The following is a 22,502-nucleotide window of genomic DNA, read 5'->3' on the forward strand; positions in this document are numbered from 1 at the left end:
TCTAGAGTCCTTCGGCGAGCCCGTCGCCACCCGCGATCGTGCTGCTGTCGGGACTCGGCGGCACGCCGCTCATCGAGCAGTACCTACTGTACGGCGAGATCGCGCCGCTCCTCGCGGAGGCGGGCGTCGACGTGCAGCGCGTGCTCATCGGCGACTACATCACGAGCCTCGACATGGCCGGCGCCTCGCTCACCGTGGTCAAGGCCGATGACGAGTTCCTGCGCCTGTGGGACGCACCGGTCGTCACCCCCGGACTCCGGTGGGGCGCATGAGCGACGCCGTCACGACCGACCACCTCGTCGCCTGGATCCGCGCGTTCCGGGATGCCGTGCAGGAGCACCGCGATGAGCTCACCGCCCTGGACTCGGCGATCGGCGACGCGGACCACGGCTCGAACATGGCCCGCGGCCTCGATGCCGTCGTCGCCAAGCTCGAGACGCCGCCCGCATCTCCGGCTGAACTCTTCAAGACGGTCGGCATGACGCTGGTCTCGTCGGTGGGCGGCGCGAGCGGTCCGCTGTACGGGACGTTCTTCCTGCGCATCGGCCCCGCTCTCACCGATCCCGCGGATGCCACCGCGCTCGGTGCCGCCCTCCGGGCCGGGACCGAAGGCGTCGTAGCCCGCGGCAAGGCCGAGCCGGGCGACAAGACGATGGTCGACGCGCAGCTCCCCGCCCTCGCGGCGTGGGACGACGCCGTCGCCGCGGGCGCGGATGCCGCGGGCGCCGCAGCAGCGGCCGCCCGGGCCGCCGAGCAGGGGCGGGATGCCACGGAGCCGCTGGTCGCACGGAAGGGACGCGCGAGCTACCTCGGCGAGCGCAGCGCCGGGCACATCGATCCGGGGGCGGCCTCGTCGGCGCTCCTCTTCCGCACGCTGAGCGACACGCTGGCGGCCCGCGGGTGATCGGCATCGTCGCGGTCTCGCACAGCCGCCCGCTCGCCGAGGCCGCGGTCGATCTGGCGCTGCGGATGGGTGGAGACGCTCCGCCCACCGTCCGCGTCGCCGCCGGCGGCCCGGACGGCGACCTCGGAACGGATGCCACGGCGATCGCGACAGCGCTCGACGACGCGGATTCCGGGGACGGCGTCCTGGTCCTGATGGACCTCGGGTCGGCGCTGTTGAGCGCCGAGATGGCCCTCGAGTTCGCCGCGACACCCGACCGCGTCGTCCTGAGCCCCGCGCCGTTCGTCGAGGGTCTCGTCAGCGCCGTGGTGACCGCCGCGGGCGGCGCGACGCTCGCGCAAGTCGCCGCCGAGGTCGCGGGGGCGGCCGAGGCGAAGCGACGTCAGCTGGGCGACGCCTCGGCGGAACCGCCCACCCCGCCGCCGCCGGCGCCGCCGTCCGGCGAGCTCTGGTTCGAGACCACGGTCATCAACCCGTCCGGTCTGCACGCCCGCCCGGCCGCGACGTTCGTCAAGGCGGCGTCGCGCTTCGACGCCGATGTGCAGATCGCGGAGGTGGGCGGCGAGACGCCCCCGGTGTCGGCGCGGAGTCTGCTCGCCCTCATGGCCCTCGGCGTCCGCCAGGGCACGAAGGTCCGGGTGACGGCATCCGGCCCTCAGGCTCAGGACGCGCTGAACGAACTCCGCACGCTGATCGACGAGGGCTTCGGCGAGGTGTGACGCGACGCCGTCTGTTCAGCGGGTCACGCTGAGCAGACGGCGCGCGAGCGCCTCCTCGACGACGAGCTCGGTGACGAGACCCGCGGCCAGCGCCCCGCGGAGGGCGGTGAGCTTGGACAGGCTCGAGACGACGCAGAATCGGCGCGGGATCCGCCGCACGGTGTCGAGGTCCGGTCCGCTCGAGCGGGCGTTGAGTTCGGGGATGTCCCACGAGCCGTCGACGCGGTAGAACACCGTCGCGCAGTCGCCGACGACGCCCTCCCGCTCGATGATCGCGCGATCGCGCTCGTCGAAGTAGTCGCCGCTGTAGACGTGCGAGGGCACGTCGGCGTGCGGCGACCCGAGACCGAAGACGAAGAGTCCGACCCGCTGCTGGATCTCCAGCACCGAGCGCACCGATCGTTCCCGCCACATCGCCTGCTTCGTGCGGGGGTCGTCGAAGAGGGCGGGCACCGGGAATTGGTGCACGGACGAGGACCACGCCGCCCCCAGTTTCGACAGGATCTCCCCCGCGTACGGGATGCCGGAGGTCCGGAGGTTCGCCGCCCCGTTCATCTGCACGATGTGGGTGTCGTGCACGTCTTTCGAGGGCACGTGCCGCGCGATGGCCGACAGCGTGGACCCCCACGCGATGCCGATGGTCATCGACGACTCGATGCGCTCGGCGAGGATGCGCGCCGCGGTCAGGGCGGTGCGCTCGAGCCGCTCGGCCTCGGACGTCCGAGCCGGTGTCGGCACGACGTGCGCGGTGATTCCGAACCGGTCGGCGATGCGCTGGGCCATCTGGCCCCGCGCGTCATCGGGCGGGCTGATCGAGATGGTGACGAGCCCGACGTCGCGCGCGTGCTGGAGCAGCCGCGACACGGAGGACCGCGAGACGCGCATCTCGTGGGCGATGGCATCCATCGTCAGGTCCTGCATGTAGTAGAGCTGCGCCGCACGCAACGCGTCCCGGGAGCGCTCCTCGGTCTGGGTCGTCATGACCGCCCTTTCGTCGAATGCTCATTCTGCACGTTTGTTCAAGGGGCTTGCAACAACGTGCAGCGGCGCGCATCCTTTCAGGCGTACTCCAACGAAAGGTCGCAGTCGACATGTCGTCCCCCTCTTCTTCGCTCCGCGCCGACGTCCAGGCGCTCCGTGACGCCGAAGACCTCGACGTCCTCATCATCGGAGGGGGCATCAACGGCCTCGCCACCCTCCGCGACCTCGCCCTCCAGGGCGTGAAGGTCGCTCTCGTCGAGCGCGGAGACTTCGTCTCCGGCGCGTCCTCGGCCTCGAGCCACATGGTGCACGGCGGCATCCGCTACCTCGAGAACGGCGAGTTCCGCCTCGTGAAGGAGGCGGTCACCGAGCGCAACGACCTGCTCAAGACCGCGCCCCACTACGTCAAGCCGCTCGAGACCACGATCCCGATCTACAAGACGTTCTCCGGCATCCTGTCCGCTCCGTTCCGTCTGCTGGTCACGCACGGTCGCGGCAAGCCCAACGAGCGCGGCGCCCTGCTGATCAAGGTCGGCCTGATCATGTACGACACCTTCTCGCGCGACGGCGGCACGGTCCCCCGGCACAAGTTCCTCGGCAAGAAGAAGTCGCTCGCCGAGCTCCCCCGCCTGAACCCCGACCTCGCGTACACGGCCACCTACTTCGATGCCTCGATGCACGACCCCGAGCGCATCGCGCTCGACGTGCTGCACGACGGCATCGTCGCGGGCGGCGGCCGCACGCAGGCCGTCAACTACGTCTCGGCCGTCGGCGCCGACGAGAACGGCGTCCGCGTGCGCGACGAGGTCTCCGGCGAGGAGTTCTCGGTCAAGGCCAAGGTCATCCTCAACACCTCCGGCCCCTGGACCGACCTCACCAACGGCGCGCTCGGCCTCCAGACGCAGTTCATGGGCGGCACGAAGGGCTCGCACATCGTGCTCGACAACCCGGAGCTGCTCGCCGCCACCGGCGGACGCGAGATCTTCTTCGAGCACTCCGACGGTCGCATCGTCCTCATCTACCCGCTGAAGGACCGCGTCCTCGTCGGCACCACCGACATCGACGCCGACCCGTCGACGCCGGTCGTCTGCACCGACGACGAGATCGAGTACTTCTTCGACCTCATCGGCCACGTCTTCCCCACCGTCGCCGTGAACCGGTCGGAGATCGTCTACACGTTCTCCGGCATCCGCCCGCTCCCCCGCCACGACGACACCGCGCCCGGCTTCGTGTCGCGCGACTACCGCATCGTCGACGACGAGATCGGCGGCATCCCGGCCATGAGCCTGGTCGGCGGCAAGTGGACCACATTCCGCGCGCTGGCGGAGCACCTGAGCATGAAGACGCTGCAGAAGCTGCGCCGCCCGCACCGCGTGAGCACGCAGGGGCTGCCCATCGGCGGCGGCAAGGGCTTCCCGGCATCCCGTGAGGAGCGGCGCCGTTGGGTCGCCGCCCGCACGAATGCTCACTCGGCCGAGCTCGTGGATGCCATGCTCGAGCGCTACGGAACGCGCGCCGACGCGATCCTCGCGGTCCTGCCCGCGCAGCCCACCGCCCTCGAGAACGTCCCCGGCTACTACCGCGAAGAGCTGGTGTGGATCGCCGAGAACGAACAGGTCGTCCACCTGATCGACGTGCTCCTGCGCCGCACCCACCTCGCCTTCGTCGGCGGAATGACGGAGCGCACGCTGCGCGAGGTCGCCGAGGCCGTCGCGGGCCCGCTGGGCTGGGACGACGCTCGGGTCGACGAGGAGATCGCCACGGCGACCGCGTCGCTGCGCACCGCCCACCGGGTCGATCTGGCCGAGGCCGGGGTCGCCCGAATCTGAGAGAACGTGCGGGCGCGCCTTCTGTTGCGCGCCCGCACGGCGGTCATACATTCGGGATACCGAGCCGCACTACGTCCGAGCCGATGGCGGCCGGGTAAAACAGAAAGGTCGATGACGACATGCAAGATGTGAATCTGGGGCTGTACTTCCTCTCCGAGGTGGTCGGCACCGCCATGCTGATCCTGTTGGGTTGCGGTGTGGTCGCCAACGTGGCGCTGGCCAAGACCAAGGGCAATGCCGGCGGATTCCTGCTGGTGAACTGGGGGTGGGGTCTCGCCGTCTTCGCCGGTGTGATCGTGTCCGCCTACTCCGGTGCTCAGCTCAACCCCGCCGTCTCCATCGGACTCCTCGTCGCGGGCAAGATCGGCTTCGTCCAGTTCCTCGTGGCCGTCGCCGCCCAGCTGGTCGGTGCCATCGTCGGCGCCGTGCTCGCGTGGGCCTCGTACAAGCAGCACTTCGACGACGAGCCCGACCCCGCCGCCAAGCTGGGCGTGTTCTCCACCGGACCCGCCATCCGCTCGTACGGTTGGAACCTCCTGACCGAGATCATCGCGACCTTCGTCCTGGTCTTCGTGATCTTCGGATTCGCCGACTACGGCGTCGCGGACATCGGCGTCCCCGGAGGCATCGGTGGTCTCGCCGCCGTCCCCGTCGCTCTGCTCGTGGTCGGTATCGGCGCCTCCCTCGGTGGCCCGACCGGTTACGCGATCAACCCCGCGCGTGACCTCGGCCCCCGCATCGCTCACGCGATCCTCCCCATCAAGGGCAAGGGCTCCAGCGACTGGGGCTACGCCTGGGTCCCGGTGGTCGGGCCCCTCGTCGGCGGTCTCCTCGCCGGTCTGCTCGCCCCGGTGCTTCTGCACCTCGCCTCGAAGTGATCCCCCGCGGGGGCGTCGCGAACGGCGCCCCCGCTCCCTACTTTCCTTCCCCGAAAACCTCCACCCACTGACAAAGGAGTCCATCCATGGCCGACTACGTCCTCGCCATCGACCAGGGCACGACCTCGACCCGCGCGATGATCTTCAACAAGTCCGGCGGCGTCGTCTCCGTCGGACAGAAGGAGCACGAGCAGATCTTCCCGAAGGCCGGGTGGGTCGAGCACGACCCCCTCGAGATCTGGCGCAACACCCAGGAAGTGATCGGTCTGGCCCTCAGCCGCGCCGACATCACCCGCCACGACATCGCCGCGGTCGGCATCACCAACCAGCGCGAAACTGCGGTGGTCTGGGACAAGAACACCGGCACGCCCGTCTACAACGCGATCGTCTGGCAGGACACGCGTACGCAGTCGATCGTCGACCGCCTCGCCGATGGCGACACCGAGCGCTACAAGAGCATCGTGGGCCTGCCGCTCGCGACGTACTTCTCGGGCACGAAGATCGTCTGGATCCTCGAGAACGTCGAGGGGGCGCGCGAGAAGGCCGAAGCCGGCGACCTGCTGTTCGGCACGACCGACACCTGGGTGCTGTGGAACCTCACCGGCGGCGTCGACGGCGGCGTCCACGCGACCGACGTCACCAACGCCAGCCGCACGCTCTTCATGGACCTCGAGACCCTTGAGTGGCGCGACGACATCCTCGCCGACTTCGGCGTTCCGAAGTCCATGCTCCCCGAGATCCGCTCCTCCTCCGAGGTCTACGGCCAGGTCGAGTCCTCGTCGCTCCTGCGCGAGACCCCCGTGGCCGGCATCCTGGGCGACCAGCAGGCCGCGACCTTCGGTCAGGCGGCGTTCGACCCGGGCGAGAGCAAGAACACCTACGGCACCGGTAACTTCCTCATCTTCCAGACGGGTGAGGAGATCGTCCACTCCAAGAACGGCCTGCTGACGACGCTCGGCTACAAGCTCGGCGACCAGCCCGCCCGCTACGCCCTCGAAGGCTCGATCGCGGTGACCGGTTCGCTGATCCAGTGGCTGCGCGACCAGTTGGGGATCATCTCCTCGGCGCCCGAGGTCGAAGCTCTGGCCAGCTCGGTCGACGACAACGGCGGCGTGTACTTCGTGCCGGCGTTCTCGGGTCTGTTCGCTCCGTACTGGCGTCCGGACGCCCGCGGCGCGATCGTCGGAATGACGCGCTACGTCAACAAGGGCCACATCGCCCGCGCCGCCCTCGAGGCCACGGCCTTCCAGACGCGCGAGGTGCTCGACGCGGTCAACGCCGACTCCGGCGTCGACCTCACCGAGCTCAAGGTCGACGGCGGCATGACCGCCAACGACGCGCTGATGCAGTTCCAGGCCGACATCCTGGGCGTGCCCGTCGTGCGCCCGGTCGTCGCCGAGACCACCGCGCTGGGCGCCGCCTACGCGGCCGGCCTCGCGGTGGGCTTCTGGGACAACCTCGACGACCTCCGCGCCAACTGGCAGGAGGACAAGCGCTGGGAGCCCGACATGGACTCCGACGAGCGCGACCGCGAGCTGCGACTGTGGAAGAAGGCCGTCACCAAGTCGATGGACTGGGTCGACGACGACGTGCGCTGAGCGCCTCCCTCACGATGGAACCCCGTCGGCCCCGTGCCGGCGGGGTTCCGTCATTCCCGAGGTGTTCGGCGTCCGGATGCCGGCGCCTCACCGACCCGGCTTCGGAAAGGCCGCGCGCACCGCATCCGACTGGAGATAGTCCGAGACGCCGATGAGCAGGATCGCGAAAAGGATCTGCTCCGTGACGACCCAGAACGGATACAGGCCCGGGATGGCCGCAAGGATGAGCGCCACCACCGGGAAGATCCGGCTGAAGAGTTGCAGGCGACGGAACGCCCAGTACCAGCCCGCCCGCGCACGCCAGAGGAAGTAGAAGAGCGTCGTGGTGATGGCGAGCACGACGAGACATCGCATCCACACGGCGAAGCCGACGTCGTCTCCGCCGAGCGTCATCACCGCGGCGACCACGACGGTCGCCACCCCGAGGAGGAAGCCGGCCGCCAGCAGGATCGTCACGGCGGTGAAGGCGCGGCGGACGCGCGGGTCATCGGACGACGGGACGCGGTGATCAGCCTGTCGTCCACCGGCCAGGCGGTCGAGGCGTCGCAGGGCGGGTTCGAGCTGCACACGCTTACCCTACGACCCGGGCGGCGTCAGGCCGCAGTCACCACCGGCTCGTGCCGCACCGGGAAGTTCACGGAGTTCGCGATGAAGCACCATTCGCGGGCCTGCCGGTGCGCGGCGATCGCGGCCTCGACCATCGACTCCTCCGCGACGACCACGCGCGGGCGCAACAGGACATCGGTGAACGCTCCCCCGCCCTTCCCGTCCTCGACCATCGTGCCGGTCGCCTCGTCGCTGTAGGAGATGACGGTCACCCCGGTCGTCACGCACGCATGCAGGTACGACAGCAGATGGCATTCGCTGAGGGCGCCCAGCAGCAGCTCTTCGGGGTTCCACTTCGCCGGGTCGCCGCGGAACGGCTTGTCCGCGGACGCCTCGAGCAGCGGCTTGCCGTCGACCTCGAGCGAGACCGACCGATCGTAGTCCCGGTATCCGCTGGTTCCGGTCCCCCGGTCGCCGGTCCACGTCGCGTGCAAACGGTACTGGTGCTCTCCGATCATGCCCTCCATCCTGCCCTCTCCCCCGGCTCCCGGGCGCGCCGCCGCGTCCCGTCCGGCCCCGTGGCGAGCGGACCCGGCCGGATACCATGGGGGGATGCCTGCCACCGCACCGGATTCCGTCGAGCTCGCCGTCGTCGAACGGAACGGGTTCATCGAGTCCCGGCACTACGGCGTCGCCGTCGTGCTCGCCCCCGACGGGTCGGAGAAGCTCGCCCTCGGCGATCCGTCGGCGTCCTTCCTGCCGCGATCCAGCATGAAACCGCTGCAGGCGTTGGCCTGCCTTTCCGCGGGCGCCGAACTCACCGGTGAGCGCCTCGCGATCTCGATGGCGAGCCATTCGGGCACCGATCGTCACGTCGAGGTCGCCCGCGGCATCCTGCAGTCCGTCGGGCTCACCGAAGACGACCTCGGGTGCCCGGCTGCGTGGCCGGGTGACCAGAAGACGCGCGACGAGGTGGTTCGCGATCACGGCGGCCCCTCCCCGCTTCGTATGAACTGCTCCGGCAAGCACGCCACGATGCTGCTGACGTGCGTCACGAACGGGTGGCCGACAGCGGGTTACCTCGACCCGCAGCACCCCCTTCAGGTGCACATCCGCGAGGTCATCGAGCGGCTGGTGGGCGAACGGATCACCACAACGGCCGTGGACGGATGCGGCGCCCCGGTCTATGCACTGAGTCTGATCGGACTCGCCCGTGCCATCCAGCGCATCGGGACCGCCTCCGAGCGTTCGCCGTTCGCCCTTCACCGCAGCGCCGGCGCTCTGGTGCGCGCGGTGCGCGAGAACCCGTGGGTCATCGACGGACCGGGCCTGGAGGACGCCGTCGTCATCGAACGCCTCGGCGTCTTCTCGAAGAAGGGCGCGGAGGGTGTGCAGGTCATGACGGCACCGGACGGCACAACCGTCGCGCTGAAGATGCTGGACGGATCGAACCGCGCCGCGCACGCCGTCGCCCTGCGCCTGCTCGAGCAAGCGGGCGCGCTGGAACCGTCGGCGGTCGCCGACACCCTGGCGGCGCTGCCGCTGAGCGTCCTCGGCGGCGGCCAGCCCGTGGGCGTCATCCGCGCCGTGGCCTGACCCGACGGTCGCCGGACCGCCCTCCCCGGGGACGGACCGGCGGAAGTCTCATATCCCGCCGTCCACCGAACGCGGATACGTGATCGGTTCCTCGGGCACCAGCACTTCGGTGTCGCGGTTGAGGCTCTCCCCGCGGAAGAACGCCTTCGAGCGCGGGAACAGGTACCACAGCACCATCAGGACGACGCCGAACGCGAGCGAACCGATACCGAGCACGAACGTTCCACCCACACCCAGCAGTTCGGTGTTGCCGTAGTCGACGGCGAACATGTCGATCGCGGACTGGATGAATGCGTAGGTGAGCATCAGCGCGCCCAGCAGCGGCAGGATGCCGCGGTAGACGAGGTTCCGTGCCGACGTGAAGAGTTCGCGGCGGAAGTACCAGACGCACGCGTAGCCGGTCAGTCCGTAGTAGAACGCGATCGCGAGGCCGAGAGACGAAATGGAGTCCTGCAGGATGTTGTCGCTGATGAGCGTCATCCCGATGTAGTAGAGACTCGCGACGATGCCCATGACGATGGTCGAGAACGACGGCGTCTGGAATCGGGGGTGCACCTCGGCAAATCGCTTCGGGAGCGCCTTGTAGGCGGCCATGGCGAGCGTGCCACGCGCGGTCGGGAGGATGGTCGTCTGGGTCGACGACACCGCGGACACGATGACCGCCAGGACGAGGAGCCAGCCGAAGGGCCCGAAGAGCCCGTCCTTGAGCGCGAGGAACACGTCGTCGACGTTGTAGAGCGCGCCCTCCTCGCCGACACCGGCGTACATCATCGCGGCGATCGTCACCGCGACATAGGTGCCGAGCAGGATCACGGTGGTCAGCAGTGCCGCCCGACCAGGAATGCGCTTGGGATCCTTCGTCTCCTCGTTGAGGGCGAGGCACGTGTCCCAGCCCCAGTAGATGAAGAGCGCCAGCAGCACGGCCTCCGTGAAGCCCTCGCGGTCCTGGAACCCGAAGGGGTTCAGCCACTGGAAATCGAACGGCGTCGGGTCGGGGGCCGTGCCGTCGAAGAACTTCCAGAGGGCGAGCACCACGAACAGCGCCAGCACGAGGTACTGCAGCCCGAGGAGGATGTTCTGGATCCGCTCGCCGATCTCGACACCCCGATAGCTGACGTAGGTCATCGCGGCGATGAAGAACACACCCGTGGCGGTCACCAGCGGCACGTTCTCCGCGAGCGAGCCGTCGCCGATCAGCGTCCAGAGGTAGATGCCGGCGATCTGCGCGAGGTTCGCCAGCACGACGGTGCCCGCGACGGCCACACCCCAGCCGCCCATCCAGCCGACCCACGGCCCGAACGCCTTGGTCCCCCACGTGAACGTGGTGCCGCAGTCCGGCACCTCGTTGTTCAGCTCTCGGTACGCGAAAGCGATCAACAGCATCGGGATGAACGCGAGGATGAAGGCGATGGGCGCGGACCCGCCGACGGCCGCGACGACGAAACCCAGCGTCGCCACGAGCGAATAAACGGGGGCAGTGGATGCCAGGCCGATGACGGTCGAGCCCCAGAGGCCGAGGGTACCTGCGGCGAGGCCTTTGCCGGCCGTCCGTTCGGGTGCGGTGGTCATGTGCTGAACGTAGGAGCAGCGACACTCCCCGGTCAAGTTCTGCGCTTTCAGGCCCCGCGTCGCGTGACGTCGAGCACGACGATGGTGATGTTGTCGCGGCCCCCGTTTTCGAGCGCTGCGGCCATCATGGCCTCCACCGCTGCCGCCGGGTCGGGATTGGCATCCAGGAAGTGCCGGATGCCGAAATCGGTGAGTTCCTTCGTGAGTCCGTCCGAGCAGATCACGAAGCGATCGCCGTCGAGCACCTCGAGCCGGAGGTAGTCGGGCTTCACGCTGTCACTGGGCCCAACGGCGCGGGTGATGACATTGCCGTACGGGTGGTTCTCGGCCTCTTCCGGGCTCAACCGCCCCGCGGCGATGAGTTCCTGGACCACCGAGTGGTCGGTCGTGATCTGCACGATGTCGTCGTCGCGCAGCAGGTAGACGCGCGAGTCGCCGATGTTGAGGGTCACCCAGTGCGGCTCGTCGCCCGTGGCCTCGAGGTAGAGACCGGTCAACGTCGTCCCGGTTCCCTCGTCCGTCGTCTCGGGGTGCGAGACGATGTCCTTCACCGCGCGGGCGAGGGCCTTCTCGATGTGCTTGGGCGAGACGGAACCGCCCTCGACGACGGCGCGGAGTCGATCCACGGTGCTCGCACTCGCGATCTCACCACCGAGGTGACCGCCCATGCCATCGGCGACCACGAACAAGGGGAACTCCGCGAGCACGGCGTCCTGATTGACCTCGCGCCGCTTACCCGTGTCGGTGATCGCGGCCCACGAGAGATCGAGCGCTCCGCCCGACAGTGGAACGGTACGCGTGTGCGTGGTCACCTCGGGCACGAACAGATCCTCCGGTTGGCCGACATCTTCGCCGGCGGAACCGCGCGGCCCTGTCATCCTAGTCGACGCGGGGACGGTCCTCAGGGATGCCGCGGGCGCGGCACTGTGGCAGAGATGGCGATGAGCTCCCCGCCACGCGGGGAGCTCATCGGAGGAGTCAGACCTGCGGACCCGCCGGGGGCGGAGGCGTGGACCCTGCCGGGGGTGCCGGTGGGGGCGGCGTGGTCCCCGCGGCGGGCGGAGCCGGAGGCGGCGTGTAGGGCTGCGCGGGCGGCGCGTACCCGGCGGGCGCACCGTAGCCGGCCGCGGGGGCCGGAGCGACCTGCTGGCCGGGCTGGACGGGGACGCCGTTCCAGACCGTCTTGTCGGCGAGGAACGAGTTGGCCCACGGCGCGGGCGGGATGTTCGGGTTCCACGAGGCCGATCCGAACGCGAGGATGCCGAGCCAGATGATGGTGCCGAGCCCCGGGATGAGCCACAGGAGCAGATACGGCCAGTCCAGTCCGAACTTGAGACCCACACGGTAGCCGATGAGGACCGCGGCGGCGAGGCCGACCAGCCCGATCAGCCAGCCGATGACCGGGATGTTCGTGAGTACCCCGGAGGCGACGGCAACACCCAGGTAGACCCACGGCGAGAAATCACCCAGCTTCGCGAGGATCAGGGCGTTGTAGACGGGTACCCATGCCCGCCACTTTCCCTCGACGCCGGCCTTCTCGAAGATCTTCATCAGGAGGAAGGACCCGATGATGTACCCCGCGGCCACCAGGATCAAGACGAGGGGCAGAAGAATGACGAGCAGCGCGAGCGCGCCCAGCCCGCTTCCGCCGTCGGAGTAGTAAGAGTCACCCATGGCATTCCCTTTCCAGGAGAGCGTGCGGCGCGCTACGGCGCGCGACGTACGTGTGCCATCGTAGCGAGGCTGAGTGTTCGCTGAAAGGTCCGCTCAGCGGATCAGACGACTACCTCGACGACGCCCGGCCCCGCGCTGCGCATCTCGTGGCCGGCGGAGCGACCCCAGGTGAGGAGATCGTCGAGGGACCCGATCCGTGCCTGCGACTGAGCCAGGCTCCGGGTCAGCTCGCCCTTCGCCTTCTTGTTGAAGTGGTTGAGGGCGCGCACGACGCCGTCGGAACCGCGGGAGACGACACGCACGTACACACCCCCCACGTCGGCGGGCACGGGCCCGAGAGCCACGTACGCCTCGGACCGCAGATCGACGACGAACGGCGGCCGGATCTCTCGGATCGCCGCCGTCACGGCATCCGCCCAGATCTTCCGAAGGGACGGCAGACCGGGAAGGGATGTCGACGCGGCGAGACGATAGGGCGGGATGCCGTCGAGCGCCCCCACGGGACCGAACGGCGCGGAGTGGACGAGCACGTGCGCGCCCAACCATGCGCGAGCGGTCCCGTCGAGCGTCTCGGCATCCAGCGCATCGAACAGGACCCCGGTGTAGCGATCCACCGCCGGAAGGGTCGGCGCAGACCGCAGCGCGGCGTTGTCGGCCACCTCATGCAGACGTCGTGCACTGAGTTTCAGAACCCGAGCGGATGCCTCCGCGTCGGCGCTCAGCGCCACGAGACCCGCCACGACCTGCTCGCGCGGTACGCGGAGAGAGGGCAGCGCGAGCGCGTCGAGGTCGAGCGACGGGCCGTCACCGCCGGGACGTTTGGTTTCGGACGGGGGCAGCAGAACGAGCATGAGACTCCGGGAAACGACCGACGCGCGCCGCCCGGCGAACCGGACGACGCGCGTCGAGAGAAGAAGCGGTCAGGACACGAGCGACGCGTGGCCGGCGACGATGGTCAGCTCGTCTCCCGCCATCGACAGGAACCCGTCCTGTGCGTTGGCCAGGACCTTGGTGCCGTCGACACCCGTGATGCGGACCTCGCCCTGGGCGAGGATCGCGAGCACGGGTTCGTGGCCCTGCATGAAGCCGATCTCGCCTTCCACCGTCTTGGCGACGACGAGCGACGCCTCTCCGGTCCAGACCTCGGCGTCGGCCGAGACGAGGTTCACGCGCAGCGGCATGTCAGCCGTTCTCCTTCTGGATCTGCGCCCACTTGGCCTCGACGTCCGAGATGCCGCCGACGTTGAAGAACGCCTGCTCGGCGACGTGGTCGAAGTCGCCCTTGACGATCGCGTCGAACGACTCGATGGTCTCCTTGATCGGGACCGTGGAGCCCTCGACACCGGTGAACTTCTTGGCCATGTAGGTGTTCTGCGAGAGGAACTGCTGGATGCGACGCGCACGCGACACGACGATCTTGTCTTCCTCGGAGAGCTCGTCGACACCGAGGATCGCGATGATCTCCTGCAGTTCCTTGTTCTTCTGGAGGATCTGCTTCACCGAGGTGGCCACGCGGTAGTGGTCGGCGCCGATGTAGCGCGGGTCCAGGATGCGGCTCGTCGAGGTGAGCGGATCGATGGCCGGGTACAGACCCTTCGACGCGATCTCACGCGAGAGCTCGGTCGTGGCATCCAGGTGCGCGAACGTGGTCGCCGGAGCCGGGTCGGTGTAGTCGTCGGCGGGGACGTAGATCGCCTGCAGCGAGGTGATCGAGTGACCGCGCGTCGAGGTGATGCGCTCCTGGAGCACACCCATCTCGTCCGCCAGGTTGGGCTGGTAACCCACGGCCGACGGCATGCGGCCGAGGAGGGTCGAGACCTCGGAGCCCGCCTGCGTGAAGCGGAAGATGTTGTCGATGAACAGCAGCACGTCCTGCTTCTGGACGTCGCGGAAGTACTCCGCCATCGTCAGAGCGGACAGCGCGACGCGCAGACGCGTCCCCGGCGGCTCGTCCATCTGGCCGAACACGAGGGCCGTCTTGTCGAAGACTCCGGCCTCTTCCATCTCGCCGATGAGGTCGTTGCCCTCACGGGTGCGCTCGCCGACACCGGCGAACACCGAGACACCACCGTGGTCCTGCGCGACGCGCTGGATCATCTCCTGGATGAGGACGGTCTTGCCGACGCCCGCGCCACCAACAGGGCGATCTTTCCACCCTGCACGTACGGCGTGAGGAGGTCGATCGACTTGATGCCGGTCTCGAACATCTCGGTCTTGGACTCGAGCTGGTCGAAGCTCGGCGCCTTGCGGTGGATGCCCCAGCGCTCGGTGACCTCGATCGTCTCGCCGGGAGCTGCGTTGAGCACCTCGCCGGTGACGTCGAACACCTTGCCCTTGGTGACGTCGCCGACCGGCACCGAGATGGGGCCGCCGGTGTCGCGCACTTCCTGGCCGCGGACGATGCCGTCCGTGGGCTTCAGGGCGATGGCGCGCACGAGGTCGTCGCCGAGGTGCTGAGCGACCTCGAGCGTGATCTCGGTGGAGGTGTCACCGATGGTGATCGTGGTCTTGAGCGCGTTGTAGATCTCGGGGATCGCGTCGTGCGGGAACTCGATGTCCACGACGGGCCCGGTGACACGCGCGACGCGGCCGACGACGGCTGCGTCGGTCTTCTCGGCGGTGAGGCTCATGGCTTCTTCTCTCCTTGGGAACTTACTTGCCGGATGACAGAGCATCGGCGCCGCCGACGATCTCGGCGATCTGCTGCGTGATCTCCGCCTGGCGCGCGTTGTTGCGCAGGCGGGTGTAGTCGGTGATGAGCTTGTCGGCGTTGTCGCTGGCCGACTTCATCGCCTTCTGCGTGGCGGCGTGCTTGGCCGCGGAGGACTGCAGGAGGGCGTTGAAGATGCGGCTCTGCACGTACACCGGCAGGAGCGCATCGAGCACGGTCTCGGCATCGGGCTCGAACTCGTAGAGCGGGTAGACCTCCGCCTGGGCGGGTGCTTCCTCGGCCTCGAGAACTTCGAGCGGCAGGAGACGCACCGACTCGGGCGACTGCGTCATCATGCTGACGAAGCGGTTGTACACGAGGTGGATCTCATCGACGCCGTCGTTGTCGCCACCGGCGCGGTAGGCCTGCAGCACGGCATCCGAGATCTCCTCCGCCGTGGAGAACTGCGGCGTGTCGGTGTCGCCGACCCACTGCGCTGCACTCGGCATACGTCGGAACTGGAAGTACCCGACGGCCTTGCGGCCGACGAGGTAGAACACGACCTCTTTGCCCTGCGTGCGAAGCAGCTCGGCCAGCTCGAGGCCCTCGCGGAGGATCTGCGAGTTGAACGCGCCGGCGAGACCGCGGTCGGAGGTGAAGATGACCACGGCGGAGCGGCGGATGTCCGCGCGCTCGGTCGTCAACGGATGGTCGATCGAGGAGTGCGTGGCCACCGCGGAGACGGCACTCGTCACGGCCTTCGCGAAGGGCGATGCCGCGCGCACACGCGCCATCGCCTTCTGGATGCGAGAGGCCGCGATGAGTTCCATCGCCTTCGTGATCTTCTTGGTCGTCTGAGCAGAACTGATCTTCTGCTTGTAGACCCGCAGTTGTGCGCCCATGATTTACGTTCTCGTTTCGTCGCTCTTAGCGACGGCCCTTGACGATTCGCTCCTGGTTGACGTCCTCGGCCTCGGCGGCCTCGACCTGCTCGCTGCCCACGACGCTCTGCTCGGCACCGGGCTGGAACTCGAGGAGGAACGCGTCCACCTTCTGCTCGAGCTCAGCGACCGTGTCGTCGCCCAGCGCGTTGGTCTCGCGCAGCGTGTCGAGGACCGTCGAGTTACGGCGCAGGTAGTCCAGCAGCTCGCGCTCGAAGCGGAGCACGTCGGACACCTCGATGGTGTCGAGCTTGCCGTTGGTACCGGCCCAGATCGAGACGACCTGCTCCTCGACCGGGTACGGCGAATACTGCGGCTGCTTGAGCAGCTCGGTCAGACGCGCACCACGGGCCAGCTGACGACGCGACGCGGCGTCGAGGTCGCTCGCGAACATCGCGAACGCCTCGAGCGAGCGGTACTGCGCCAGCTCGAGCTTCAGCGTTCCCGAGACCTTCTTGATCGACTTGACCTGAGCGTCACCACCGACGCGGGACACCGAGATACCCACGTCGACCGCGGGACGCTGGTTGGCGTTGAAGAGGTCGGACTGCAGGAAGATCTGGCCGTCGGTGATCGAGATCACGTTGGTCGGGATGTACGCCGAGACGTCGTTGGCCTTCGTCTCGATGATGGGCAGACCCGTCATCGAACCGGCACCGAGCTCGTCGGACAGCTTTGCGCAACGCTCGAGCAGACGCGAGTGCAGGTAGAAGACGTCACCGGGGTAGGCCTCGCGGCCCGGCGGGCGACGGAGGAGGAGGGACACGGCACGGTAGGCCTCGGCCTGCTTCGACAGGTCGTCGAAGATGATCAGGACGTGCTTGCCGCCGTACATCCAGTGCTGGCCGATGGCCGAGCCCGTGTAGGGCGCGAGGTACTTGAAGCCGGCCGGGTCGGACGCGGGGGCGGCGACGATGGTCGTGTACTCCATGGCACCGGCGTCCTCGAGGGCGCCCTTGACCGACGCGATCGTCGAGCCCTTCTGGCCGATGGCGACGTAGATGCAGCGGACCTGCTTGTTGACGTCGCCCGACTCCCAGTTGGCCTTCTGGTTGATGATCGTGTCGATCGCGATGGCCGTCTTGCCTGTTTGGCGGTCGCCGATGATCAGCTGACGCTGACCGCGGCCGACGGGGATCATCGCGTCGATGGCCTTGATGCCGGTCTGGAGCGGCTCGTGCACGCTCTTGCGCTGCATGACGCCGGGGGCCTGGAGCTCGAGCGCGCGACGGCCCTCGGTCGCGATCTCGCCGAGACCGTCGATCGGGTTGCCGAGCGGGTCGACGACGCGACCCAGGTAGCCGTCTCCGACGCCGACCGAGAGGACCTCGCCGGTCCGGGTGACGCTCTGGCCCTCTTCGATGCCGGAGAACTCGCCGAGCACGACGACACCGATCTCGTGCTCGTCGAGGTTCTGGGCCAGGCCCAGGGTGCCGTTGTCGAAGCGGATGAGTTCGTTCGCCATGACGCCGGGCAGTCCCTCGACGTGAGCGATGCCGTCGGCCGCGTCGACGACGGTGCCGACCTCGGTCGCACCCGCGCCCGTCGGCTCGTAGGCGTTGACGAAGTCCTTCAGCGCGTCACGGATGACGTCGGGGCTGATAGAGAGTTCTGCCATTGTCTTCCTTCGTTCGTGGGGCACGAGCCCCCAGATCTCCACCCGCTCGGGCGGCAAAGTCTTAGCCGGCGATGCGCTGGCGAAGGTCGGCGAGACGTGCGGACACGCTCGCGTCGATGACGTCGTCGGCGACCTGCACACGCAGTCCACCGACCACCGTCGGGTCGATCACGGTGTTCAGGGTGACCGCCGAACCGTAGCGCGCACGGAGCGCGTTCTGGAGGCGCGTCTGCTGCTCGGTACTCAGCGGCGCCGCCGCGTAGACGGTGGCGACGATGCTCGAGCGCTGGTCGGCGACGATGGACTCGGCGCGGCGCAGGAGCGCGCGGACGCGGCGACCGCGCGAGTTCTGCACGAGCGAGGCGACGATCAGCGCCGTGGCGGCGCTGGCGCGGCCGTCGAGCAGCGTGGACACGAGTCCCGCCTTGCCGGACGCATCGCCGAGGCGACCGCCGAGAGCCAGCTCGAGCTCGCCGCTGGAGGCCACCGTGCGCGAGAACTGGAAGAGCTCGCCCTCGATGTCGGCCGACGGGTCGGCGACGGTGGCTGCGCGCACGGCCAGTTCTTCCAGCCCCTCGACGAACTCGTGCGCGTTCGACCAGCGCTGCTCGGCCGCGCGACGCAGAAGTGCCACCGTGGTGTCGCGGTAGCCGGGCCCGAAGACCGCCGTCACCAGCGCGCCGCGCGCAGCGGACGGCGCCGACGAGTCGGAGAGCGCGCCGCTCAGCTGCGCCGATCCGCTCACGGCGCCGACGGCCGCGAAGAGCTCGCGGGCGACGTCGAGGTCGACGCCGGAGGCGGTGGTGAGCGCCTCCGTCGTCGCGGTCCGCGCCTGAGTGGTCGCGCTGCCCATTACTGAGCCGCCTTCTCGGATGCCTCGAGCTCGGCGAGGAAGCGGTCGACCACGGCCTGCGCGCGAGCGTCGTCGGTCAGGGTCTCCCCGATGACGTTGCCGGCGAGGTCGACGGCGAGCGTCCCCACCTCGGCGCGCAGCGACACGAGGGTCGACTGACGCTCGGCTTCGATCTGCGCGTGTGCGGCGGCGGTGATGCGAGCGGCCTCGGAGGACGCGGCATCCTTCGCCTCGGCGACGATCTTCTTGCCGTCCTCACGGGCGGCCTCGCGGATCTCACCGGCTTCCTTGCGGGCCTCGGCGAGCTGCGCCGTGTACTGCTCCAGAGCGGCCTCGGCCTCGCGCTGGGCCTCATCGGCCTTGGCGATGTTGCCCTCGATGGCCGCGCTGCGCTCGTCGAGCAGCTTCGCCATGCGGGGCAGTGCCACGCGCCACACCACGAAGATGATGACGACGAAGCAGACGGCCGACCAGAGGATGTCGTACGCCGCCGGAAGCAGCGGGTTGTGCGCTTCCTCCCCCGCGGGCTCCGCAGCGAGGGTGACAAGAGCGTTCAGCATCCTGTCTCCTTAATTGTGTCGGTCGGGGCGATTACTGGAAGATGAAGCCGGTCGCGATACCGATGAAGGCGAGCGCCTCGGTGAAGGCGATACCGATGAACATCAGCACCTGCAGACGGCCAGCCAGCTCGGGCTGACGGGCGACACCCTCGATCGTCTTGCCGACGACGATGCCCACACCGATGGCGGGACCGATGGCGGCGAGGCCGTAGCCGATCGTGGCGACGTTACCGGTGACCTGGGCGAGAACCGTAGTTGCGTCCACGGGTTTTTTCCTTTCGGTTGGGTGGCTCGGCGTGCGCCGGGCCGCTCAGTGCTCTTCTGCGACGGCGAGCTGGATGTAGACCGCCGTGAGGATCGCGAAGACGTACGCCTGGAGGAAGGCGACGAAGATTTCGAACAGGGTGAAGGCGAAGCCGAAGGCGAGCGAACCCGCGCCCAGCGCCGTCCACCAGCCGCTGAGGCCGATGACGAAGAACTGGGTGGCCGAGAAGAACAGGACCAGCATCAGGTGGCCGACGATCATGTTCATCAGCAGACGGAGCGTCAGCGTGATCGGGCGGATGATGAAGGTGGAGAGGAACTCCAGCGGCACGATGATGATGTACAGCGGCCACGGAACGCCCGACGGGAGCAGCGCGTTCTTGAAGAACCCGCCGGGGCTCTTCTTGATGCCGGCGTAGATGAACGTGACGTAGGCCACGATCGCCAGGAGCATCGGGACCGCGATGACGCTCGTGCCGGCGATGTTCAGGAACGGGATGACACCCGTGATGTTCATGAACAGCACCATGAAGAAGATCGTGGTGAGGATCGGCAGGAACCGACGGCCGTCCTTGCGTCCGAGGATGTCTTCCGCGATGTTCACGCGGACGAAGTCCAGGCCCATCTCGACGACGCTCTGGAAGCGGCCGGGGACGATCTTCATGCGGCGCGTGCCGACGATCAGGAGGATGACCAGAACGGCGGTCGCCAGCATCTGCACCAGGTTGATGCGCGTGATCGCGAAGACGGTTCCCTCGAACAGCACCGCGTCGGGGAAGAACTCGTTGATGGAGGGCGGGTGAAACTCAGCACCCGCGGACGCGAAGTTCGTGATCAGGGTCGCAGCTTGAGTGGACAGCGCTGGCTCCAGCTTCGGGGCATCGGTGTGAACCGTTGCGACGATGGTCGGTGAGAGGCACCCGAAGTGCGAGCCTGGAAAGAGTCCCAGTCGCGGGTGGGTACTTCTCCCACCCTATCAAACTCCCGGCTGATCCATGAGTACGAGACCATCGTTCGTCTCGCCGACGGAGTATCGTGCCCGGCTCTCGCCGGCGGCGGGTTATAGGGGGGTCAGCCCCGCCGGTCGCCTTCGTCGGGATCCGTCGGGAGCGTCACGTCGCTCGCGCTGGGGACCCGCATCCGGAGGAGGACGACGACATCTACGGCGAGAGAGGCGACGACGCTGACGACGAGAGCGACGTAGAACACGACGGGGTCGACCCATCCCTGACCTCGGAGGATCACGATGGCGACGATGAAGAGGACGAGCTTGAGCAGCCATCCGCCCAGCACGATGCCGAAGAAGATCGGAACGTAGAGCGGGTCGCCGAACCACCGGTTGGCGATCAGGATGCTCGCGGCCGTCACCGCGAGGAAGATCGCGCTCACGGCGACGCCGCTCAGCGCGCTCGCCAGTCCCCCGCCGCCCGCGACGAGGAACCCCACCACGGCGCCGGCGACGAGGAGCACGACGGTGACGATCCCACCCCAGACGAGAGCCGTCCGCAGGATCGGCGTGCTCGAAAGAGGGCGTCGGGCGGCGGGGGAAGCGGTGCTCATGGGGAGGTCTCCGGGGAAGTGTGCTGCGTGCGGCGACGCAGGCGCAGGATGCGCTGGGAGGGCAGGAAGGTGAGGACGAGGCAGGCGACGACTCCGACGGCCCCGAAAGCGATGCCGATCGCATAGTCGCCGGGCCAGCTCTGCTGGGTGCCGATGTACATGAGCAGGAACGAGAGGCTCACCACGGCCGTCCACGCGTAGAAGATCAGGACCGCGTCGCGGTCGCTGTGGCCCATGTCGAGCATCCGGTGATGCAGGTGCTTCCGGTCGGGCGAGAACGGCGAGCGCCCCGCCCACTGCCGCCGGACGACCGCGAGTCCGAAGTCCAGGAGCGGGAGGAGGACGATCACGACGGGCAGCAGGATGGGGATGAACGCGCCGAGCAGCTGCGACCGACCGAGCTGCTGGGGGTCGAGCACGGCGGGGTCGAGTTGCCCCGTGATGGCGACGGCGGAGCTCGCCATCAGGAGACCGAGCATGAGCGCTCCGGCATCCCCCATGAAGAGCTTCGCGGGAGTCCAGTTCATGGGCAGGAACCCGAGGCACGCGCCGATGAGCACCGCGGCGATGAACGAGGCGAGGTTGAAATAGGTACTCGCTCCGGTGTCGCGGACCAGCAGGTACGAGTAGGCGAAGAAGACGCCGTTCGCGATCAGGCACACGCCCGCGACCAGGCCGTTCAGCCCGTCGATGAAGTTCACGGCGTTCATGACCACGACGAGCGCGAACACCGTGAGGAGGAAGCTCGCCCAGCTCGACCCGACCGTGAGGGCGCCGATGGGCAGCGACAGGATCTGCAGCTGGCCGAACCAGGCGATGATGCCGGCCGCGACGAACTGGGCGCCGAGCTTGATCATCCAGTCGAGGTCCCACAGGTCGTCCGCGACGCCGACCAGGACGATCAGCAGGACGGCCCCGAGCAGCGAAAGCACGGGGACCGGGTCGGTCCAGAAGATCGCGAAGTAGGGGTTGCGGCTCGACAGGGCGAAGGCGGCGACCACACCGAGGAACATCGCCACGCCACCGAGGCGCGGCGTCGGGGTGTCGTGAACGTCCCGATCCCGGATGCCGGGGTAGAGCTTGAAGCGCAGCGCGAGCTTCCACACCACCCACGACAGCGCGAGAGTCACCGCCGCCGTGAACAGGATGGTGAGGAGGTACTGGGTCACGGACCCGGCGCCTCGGCATCCGGAGCGACGGTCGGCTCTGAGGAGGCGACCTCGGGGGCCGATGCCGTCTCGGGGTCGGGCTCGAGGAGGTCGCCGAGCACCTCGCGCAGGCGCTCGCGCGAGATCGTCCCCTCGCGCAGCACGCGCACCCGCGGCTCGGCCCCGCCCACCAGCGTCGTCGCGTCGACGATCGTGGAGGCGTACCCCCACTGGCTGGGTCCGGCGTCGAGGTAGACGGAGACGCTGTCGCCGAGCATGTCGCGGGCCTCGTCGATGCTGACCGCGGCGGGCATGCCCGTGCGGTTGGCGCTGGACACCGCCAGCGGCCCGGTCTCCTCGAGCAGCTCGAGTGTGAGGTTCTGGGCGGGCATGCGGACCGCGACGGTGCCGTGCGTGTCGCCGAGATCCCACGACAGCGAGGGCTGTGCGGGGAGGACGATGGTCAGGCCGCCGGGCCAGAAGGCGTGAACGAGGTCGTCGACCGCGGGCGGCACCTCCGCGACCAGGGCGCGAAGCGTGCCGACGCCGGGCACGAGGACGGGCGGCGGCTGCTGTCGGCCGCGGCCCTTCGCCTCGAGGAGGCCCATGACGGC

Annotated in this window: 24 protein-coding genes and 1 pseudogene; 7 read left to right on the forward strand and 18 right to left on the reverse strand. The window is 68.7% G+C overall.

Features of this window, described 5'->3' with window-relative positions:
- The first annotated feature begins 38 nt into the window (after positions 1–38).
- From I5G_RS04985 to dhaM, 3 genes are read left to right on the forward strand one after another with little or no spacing between them, the layout of a single operon-like run.
- Entirely contained in the window at positions 39–272 is a 234-nt protein-coding gene (locus tag I5G_RS04985) for a dihydroxyacetone kinase subunit DhaK (protein ID WP_022878076.1), read from the forward strand.
- On the forward strand, positions 269–904 hold the full coding sequence (gene dhaL, locus I5G_RS04990; RefSeq protein ID WP_026095658.1) for a dihydroxyacetone kinase subunit DhaL: 636 nt from the start codon (positions 269–271) through the stop codon (positions 902–904). The genes I5G_RS04985 and dhaL overlap by 4 nt, the downstream gene beginning before the upstream one ends.
- On the forward strand, positions 901–1,623 hold the full coding sequence (gene dhaM / locus I5G_RS04995; protein ID WP_022878078.1) for a dihydroxyacetone kinase phosphoryl donor subunit DhaM: 723 nt from the start codon (positions 901–903) through the stop codon (positions 1,621–1,623). Before dhaL ends, dhaM begins: the two co-directional genes overlap by 4 nt.
- A gap of 15 nt (positions 1,624–1,638) precedes the next feature.
- On the opposite strand, the gene I5G_RS05000 is transcribed toward dhaM, so the two are convergent.
- On the reverse strand, positions 1,639–2,604 hold the full coding sequence (locus I5G_RS05000) for a sugar-binding transcriptional regulator (RefSeq protein WP_022878079.1): 966 nt from the start codon (positions 2,602–2,604) through the stop codon (positions 1,639–1,641).
- A 110-nt stretch (positions 2,605–2,714) separates the two neighbouring features.
- Here I5G_RS05000 and I5G_RS05005 point away from each other — a divergent pair, with 110 nt between their 5' ends.
- The 3 genes from I5G_RS05005 to glpK all read left to right on the forward strand — a co-directional run bounded on the left by I5G_RS05005 (position 2,715) and on the right by glpK (position 6,909).
- A complete protein-coding gene (locus tag I5G_RS05005; RefSeq protein ID WP_022878080.1) occupies positions 2,715–4,433 on the forward strand; it encodes a glycerol-3-phosphate dehydrogenase/oxidase in 1,719 nt (572 codons plus the stop codon).
- A 119-nt stretch (positions 4,434–4,552) separates the two neighbouring features.
- Positions 4,553–5,311, forward strand: a complete 759-nt coding sequence (locus I5G_RS05010) for an MIP/aquaporin family protein (RefSeq protein ID WP_022878081.1) — start codon at positions 4,553–4,555, stop codon at positions 5,309–5,311.
- A gap of 86 nt (positions 5,312–5,397) precedes the next feature.
- The gene (gene glpK, locus I5G_RS05015) at positions 5,398–6,909 is read left to right on the forward strand and encodes a glycerol kinase GlpK (protein ID WP_022878082.1); all 1,512 of its coding nucleotides are present in this window, start codon (positions 5,398–5,400) and stop codon (positions 6,907–6,909) included.
- 87 nt (positions 6,910–6,996) lie between these two features.
- Here glpK and I5G_RS05020 read toward each other — a convergent pair whose 3' ends face one another.
- Together I5G_RS05020 and I5G_RS05025 are read right to left on the reverse strand one after the other, a co-directional pair.
- Positions 6,997–7,476, reverse strand: coding sequence for a hypothetical protein (locus I5G_RS05020; protein WP_022878083.1), 480 nt, complete (start codon positions 7,474–7,476; stop codon positions 6,997–6,999).
- Between the two features lie 26 nt (positions 7,477–7,502).
- Positions 7,503–7,973 carry an OsmC family protein gene (locus tag I5G_RS05025; protein ID WP_022878084.1) on the reverse strand — a complete coding sequence of 157 codons (471 nt, stop codon included), beginning with the start codon at positions 7,971–7,973 and terminating at the stop codon, positions 7,503–7,505.
- Positions 7,974–8,067: 94 nt separating this feature from the next.
- Here I5G_RS05025 and I5G_RS05030 point away from each other — a divergent pair, with 94 nt between their 5' ends.
- Positions 8,068–9,051 carry an asparaginase gene (locus I5G_RS05030; protein WP_022878085.1) on the forward strand — a complete coding sequence of 328 codons (984 nt, stop codon included), beginning with the start codon at positions 8,068–8,070 and terminating at the stop codon, positions 9,049–9,051.
- A gap of 48 nt (positions 9,052–9,099) precedes the next feature.
- On the opposite strand, the gene I5G_RS05035 is transcribed toward I5G_RS05030, so the two are convergent.
- The 15 genes and pseudogenes from I5G_RS05035 to I5G_RS20725 form a co-directional block, all read right to left on the reverse strand.
- Positions 9,100–10,620, reverse strand: a complete 1,521-nt coding sequence (locus tag I5G_RS05035; protein ID WP_022878086.1) for an APC family permease — start codon at positions 10,618–10,620, stop codon at positions 9,100–9,102.
- 47 nt (positions 10,621–10,667) lie between these two features.
- Positions 10,668–11,441: a PP2C family serine/threonine-protein phosphatase gene (locus I5G_RS05040; RefSeq protein ID WP_026095659.1), complete on the reverse strand. Its 774-nt coding sequence runs from the start codon at positions 11,439–11,441 to the stop codon at positions 10,668–10,670.
- 157 nt (positions 11,442–11,598) lie between these two features.
- Entirely contained in the window at positions 11,599–12,294 is a 696-nt protein-coding gene (locus I5G_RS05045) for a hypothetical protein (protein ID WP_022878088.1), read from the reverse strand.
- Between the two features lie 101 nt (positions 12,295–12,395).
- Positions 12,396–13,145, reverse strand: a complete 750-nt coding sequence (locus I5G_RS05050) for a YaaA family protein (protein ID WP_022878089.1) — start codon at positions 13,143–13,145, stop codon at positions 12,396–12,398.
- Between the two features lie 69 nt (positions 13,146–13,214).
- Positions 13,215–13,475, reverse strand: coding sequence for a F0F1 ATP synthase subunit epsilon (locus I5G_RS05055; RefSeq protein WP_022878090.1), 261 nt, complete (start codon positions 13,473–13,475; stop codon positions 13,215–13,217).
- A 1-nt stretch (position 13,476) separates the two neighbouring features.
- Positions 13,477–14,924 (reverse strand): annotated as a pseudogene (gene atpD / locus I5G_RS20715) (F0F1 ATP synthase subunit beta).
- 22 nt (positions 14,925–14,946) lie between these two features.
- Entirely contained in the window at positions 14,947–15,846 is a 900-nt protein-coding gene (locus I5G_RS05065; protein WP_022878091.1) for a F0F1 ATP synthase subunit gamma, read from the reverse strand.
- Between the two features lie 25 nt (positions 15,847–15,871).
- On the reverse strand, positions 15,872–17,503 hold the full coding sequence (gene atpA / locus I5G_RS05070) for a F0F1 ATP synthase subunit alpha (protein WP_022878092.1): 1,632 nt from the start codon (positions 17,501–17,503) through the stop codon (positions 15,872–15,874).
- A 61-nt stretch (positions 17,504–17,564) separates the two neighbouring features.
- On the reverse strand, positions 17,565–18,356 hold the full coding sequence (locus tag I5G_RS05075) for a F0F1 ATP synthase subunit delta (protein WP_022878093.1): 792 nt from the start codon (positions 18,354–18,356) through the stop codon (positions 17,565–17,567).
- Positions 18,356–18,916 (reverse strand): F0F1 ATP synthase subunit B, encoded by a 561-nt coding sequence (locus I5G_RS05080; protein ID WP_022878094.1) that lies wholly within the window; start codon positions 18,914–18,916, stop codon positions 18,356–18,358. The genes I5G_RS05075 and I5G_RS05080 overlap by 1 nt, the downstream gene beginning before the upstream one ends.
- 31 nt (positions 18,917–18,947) lie before the next feature.
- Positions 18,948–19,181: a F0F1 ATP synthase subunit C gene (gene atpE / locus I5G_RS05085; RefSeq protein ID WP_022878095.1), complete on the reverse strand. Its 234-nt coding sequence runs from the start codon at positions 19,179–19,181 to the stop codon at positions 18,948–18,950.
- A gap of 45 nt (positions 19,182–19,226) precedes the next feature.
- A complete protein-coding gene (atpB, locus tag I5G_RS05090; protein ID WP_239642499.1) occupies positions 19,227–20,018 on the reverse strand; it encodes a F0F1 ATP synthase subunit A in 792 nt (263 codons plus the stop codon).
- A 233-nt stretch (positions 20,019–20,251) separates the two neighbouring features.
- Positions 20,252–20,740, reverse strand: a complete 489-nt coding sequence (locus I5G_RS05095; RefSeq protein ID WP_022878097.1) for a hypothetical protein — start codon at positions 20,738–20,740, stop codon at positions 20,252–20,254.
- A complete protein-coding gene (locus I5G_RS20720; RefSeq protein WP_022878098.1) occupies positions 20,737–21,909 on the reverse strand; it encodes an MraY family glycosyltransferase in 1,173 nt (390 codons plus the stop codon). The genes I5G_RS05095 and I5G_RS20720 overlap by 4 nt, the downstream gene beginning before the upstream one ends.
- Positions 21,906–22,502, reverse strand: a 597-nt coding sequence (locus I5G_RS20725) for an L-threonylcarbamoyladenylate synthase (RefSeq protein ID WP_022878099.1), incomplete at its 5' end; no start/stop codon positions are given. The genes I5G_RS20720 and I5G_RS20725, both read right to left, overlap by 4 nt.

This window comes from Microbacterium sp. B19 (assembly GCF_000333395.1).
Classification (GTDB): Bacteria; Actinomycetota; Actinomycetes; order Actinomycetales; family Microbacteriaceae; genus Microbacterium.